The sequence below is a fragment of the Butyrivibrio sp. genome (assembly GCF_024699075.1).
In genome coordinates this window covers 1-4,556 of sequence record NZ_JAILQF010000117.1, presented here as the reverse complement: position 1 = coordinate 4,556, position 4,556 = coordinate 1, and the positions used below count along the sequence as shown (strand labels likewise).

Here is a 4,556-nt window from a genome sequence, read left to right as displayed (position 1 = left end):
TTATGTATAAATATACGTATTTGGGAATTCTACTTATTTCCAATGTTTTTAGGTCGTTGACTTTATAAAAATTTGTTTAGGGTATAGCCGGAGGAGTAAAATTGGCAAAAGAATTAATCAGACTTGAGCATATATCTAAATCATATGATGGAAATATGATTCTTGATGATCTTAATCTTAGTATTCATGAGAATTCATTCGTTACGATTCTCGGACCTTCAGGATGTGGTAAGACTACAACTCTTCGTATAATCGGAGGTTTTGAGTCGCCTGATCAGGGTCGTGTTATTTTTGATGGTCAGGATATCACTAATCTTGCCCCTAATAAAAGACAGCTCAATACTGTGTTCCAGAAGTATGCTCTTTTTACACATATGGACATAGCGCAGAATATAGCTTTTGGCCTTAAGATCAAGAATAAGACTGATGCTTATATCAAAGATAAGATAAAGTATGCTCTTAAGCTTGTGAATCTTGAGGGCTTTGAGCACCGTATGCCTGATTCACTTTCTGGCGGACAGCAGCAGAGGGTAGCTATAGCAAGAGCTATTGTTAATGAACCTAAGGTTCTTCTTCTGGATGAGCCTTTGGGAGCACTTGATCTTAAGCTTAGACAGGACATGCAGTACGAGCTTATAAGACTTAAAAATGAACTTGGAATTACTTTCATATATGTAACTCATGATCAGGAAGAGGCGCTTACAATGTCTGATCATATCGTAGTTATGAACCAGGGTTATATCCAACAGGAAGGATCACCTGAGACTATATACAATGAGCCTGAGAATGCCTTTGTTGCTGACTTTATCGGAGACAGTAATATCATTCATGCAACTATGGTTCAGGACAAGCTCGTAAGGATCCTTGGCGCTAACTTTGCATGCGTAGATACAGGATTTGGTGTTAATGCACCTGTTGACGTAGTTATAAGACCTGAAGATGTAGAACTTGTCAAAAGAGGCAGTGGAATCCTTCCCGGAACCGTAACCCATGTCATCTTCAAGGGTGTCCACTACGAGATGGAAGTTGAAGCAGGCGGCTTTGAATGGCTTGTTCATTCAACACGCATGGCTCAGGTTGGCGATGAAGTTGATATAAATGTAGATCCTTTTAACATACAGGTAATGAATGTTCCTGCATCAGAGGATGAGGAGGCTATAGAAATAGATGTTTAATAACTCAAAGACATCTCGTCTTCTGGCTTCTCCTTACATTGCATGGTCGGTCATATTTATTGTGGTTCCGCTTGCAATGATTTTCTTTTACGGCCTTACAGACGAGTCCGGGGCATTTACAATTTCAAATGTTACGGCTATAGCAAGAGCTGAGAATCTTAAATCACTTGGACTTGCTCTTGTTCTTGCGCTTATAAGTACTGTCATATGTTTTTTGCTTGCGTATCCTCTTGCCATGATACTTGCAAGAAACAAGATAAGTTCTCAGGGGATCATAACAACTCTTTTCATTCTGCCTATGTGGATGAACTTCCTCTTAAGGACTATGGCATGGATGACCCTTCTTGAAAATAAGGGTGTTATAAATGGGATATTAAGCTTTTTAGGGCTTCCTAATATAAACATTATAAATACCCCGGCAGCTATCGTTATCGGTATGGTCTATAACTTCCTTCCCTTTATGATACTGCCTTTATACAACTCACTTGCAAGAATAGATGACAATGTCATAAATGCTGCAAGGGATCTTGGGGCAAGTGCCATTCAGACTTTCTTTAAGATCACACTGCCTCTTACTATTCCGGGAATACTGTCCGGAATAACAATGGTATTTATACCGGCTCTTACAACTTTCGCTATAAGCACTATGCTTGGTGGATCCAAGATCCTTCTTATAGGTAATGTAATAGAGCAGGAGTTTACACTTAGTTATGACTGGAATATGGGAGCAGGTCTTTCACTTGTACTTATGCTCTTTATCATAGTCAACATGGTCGTAACAATGATGGCAGATAAGTCATCCTATAACTAAGATGGATATACGCTGCCTTATATAAGGTCCGGCGTGGGGAATGTTTATGAAAAAAACTTTTGAAAAAGTATACATGGGTATCATACTTGTTTTTATGTATCTGCCCATTGTCACAATGATCATATTGTCTTTTAACACAAGTAAATCAAGGGCTAAGTGGGGCGGTTTTACCTTTGACTGGTATCTTAATCTTGCTTCTGATTCTGAGATAATCAATGCTTTTGCCAACACACTTATAATTGCTCTTATATCAACACTTGTGGCTACAGTAATTGGAACTGTTACCTGCGTTGCAATGATGGGACTTCACAAAAAGTCCAGATCCTTAATAATGGGTGTTACAAATATACCTATGATAAACGCCGACATCGTAACAGGTATATCCCTTATGCTGCTTTTCAGATTCCTTCATTTTAATGCGGGATTTGTAACTGTTCTCATAGCTCATATTACTTTTAATATACCTTATGTAATGTTGAGTGTTATGCCCAGAATGAAGACGATCAATCCTAGTGTTTATGAAGCTGCTCTTGATCTTGGGGCTCAGCCTTTCTTTGCATTTAGAAAGACAGTACTTCCTGATCTCATGCCTGCTGTTATAGCAGGAGCAATGATGGCTTTTACAATGTCACTTGATGACTTTATAATCACTTATTTTACTAAAGGTTCAGGTTTTGATACCCTTTCAACCAAGATATACAGCGAAGTCAAAAGAGGTATACAGCCTGAAATATATGCGCTTTCTGCAATTATATTCATAATAGTTATCGTGCTTATGGTAAGCTCCAGGCAGATAAGAGCAAGGAATTCTGTTGCTGCTTCCAAGAAGGAAGTGTCTTATGCAAACAGAAAGAAGCTTAATAAAAAGACTGTCCTTGTACTTGCCGTAGCCAGTGCTGTCATAGCAGTAGTTGGTATAACTTTTGGCGGTGTATTTAAGACGGAAGATAATCAGGTGTATGTATATAACTGGGGAGAATATATTGATCCGGAAGTTATAGAGATGTTTGAAGAGGAAACAGGAATCGAGGTGGTCTATGATGAATTTGAATCTAATGAGATCATGTATGCCAAGATTGCATCTGATAACTCTGCTTATGACGTAATATGTCCTTCTGATTATATGATCTCGAGGATGATGCAGGAAGGTATGCTTCAGGAACTTGACTGGGATGAGCTTAACTATGCATCAGAAAATATTGACCCAAAGTATCTTGCCACCGCAGCTTCTTTTGACGAGGGCAATAAATACGCAGTGCCTAATTTCTGCGGAACTATAGGTATTCTTTATAATAAGACTCTTGTGGATGAACCTGTTACGAGCTGGGACATTCTTTGGGATGAGAAATATGCAGGGCAGATCCTGATGCAGGATTCCGTAAGGGATGCATTTATGGTAGCTCTTGCCAGAAGAGGATATTCATTTAATACTACAGATGAAACAGAGCTTAATGAGGCAGCAGAGGATCTTATCGCTCAGAAGCCTTTGGTTCAGGCTTATGTAATTGATCAGGTAAGGGACAAGATGATAGGCGGAGAAGCAGCTCTTGGTGTAATATATTCTGGCGAAGCTCTTTATACTCAGAGGGAAAATACAGATCTTGAGTATGTGGTTCCAGAAGAAGGTTCTAATGTATGGCTTGATGGCTGGTGCATTACAAGGGATGCAAGGCATTCAGAGAATGCACTTAAGTGGATCAACTTTATGTGCAGAGAAGATATAGCACTTATGAACTTCGAATATGTAACTTACACGACTCCTAATCTTAAGGCTCAGGAACTGATAGAAGATGAAATGATCAAGAACTCCACAGTTGCATTTCCTGATGAAGAAACACTTTCAAGATGCGAAGTATTCACCTACCTTGGACAGGATGCAGACGCTCTCTACAACGAGCTCTGGAAAAAGATTAAGGCTGCCGACTGATCAGGACGTGGCAAATAATCCTTCAGAGTATAAAATTGCACCTTGGCGCCTTGCACCATTTTCTTTTGCTCGTAAATAACAAATGCAGATTTTCTTAGATGTTTCCGCATTTTTTCTTTCATTGCGCATGCTACGCTAAAACTCGCAGGACGGTTTTAAAGATTTTACTTATAATGTCATAGCCCGCATGGCGGGCATATTAAAAAAGAGGAATCAACTTCTTCAAGCAAGCTTGGAAGTTTGATTTCTCTTTTTTAATAGGTGCTTACGCACCGTATGACATTTATTAGATGTGTTATTGCCCGTCCTGCTTCAGACAGCGCTTCGCATGCGCATGAAAAAATGCTTTGGAAACATTAGAAAATCGCATTTGTCATTAAATACTCGCAAAAGGAAATGGTGCAAGGCGCAAAGGTGCGAGTTTATGGGCTGAAGGATTCTTATTGTCACTTAAAAGGCTTATGATGATGTGCATAGCGATCTGCGAATTTGATCAGAGGATTGTTACGGGTTTTTGGTATTCGTTTTTGGTTTGAGGAATTATTAGGTGGTAGATGTCTGATGCAAGGATGTCTTCATTTAATAATTCCTTTTGTCTTTGGTCTTCAATTTTGAAAGAGTCAGACATTCTGCTGATCACAGG

At 39.2% G+C, this 4,556-nt stretch carries 3 protein-coding genes; all 3 read left to right on the top strand.

Going from position 1 to position 4,556, the window contains the following annotated elements; translation table 11 throughout:
- Window positions 1–155 precede the first annotated feature (155 nt).
- Genes K6G87_RS04615 through K6G87_RS04605 form a run of 3 tightly spaced genes read left to right on the top strand, consistent with a single transcriptional unit; the run spans window position 156 to window position 3,913 of the window.
- Complete coding sequence (locus K6G87_RS04615) at window positions 156–1,175, top strand: ABC transporter ATP-binding protein (protein ID WP_442863361.1); 1,020 nt, start codon at window positions 156–158, stop codon at window positions 1,173–1,175.
- Complete coding sequence (locus K6G87_RS04610; protein WP_296834504.1) at window positions 1,168–1,986, top strand: ABC transporter permease; 819 nt, start codon at window positions 1,168–1,170, stop codon at window positions 1,984–1,986. Before K6G87_RS04615 ends, K6G87_RS04610 begins: the two co-directional genes overlap by 8 nt.
- 46 nt (window positions 1,987–2,032) lie before the next feature.
- A complete protein-coding gene (locus K6G87_RS04605; protein ID WP_296834503.1) occupies window positions 2,033–3,913 on the top strand; it encodes an extracellular solute-binding protein in 1,881 nt (626 codons plus the stop codon).
- Window positions 3,914–4,556 lie beyond the last annotated feature (643 nt).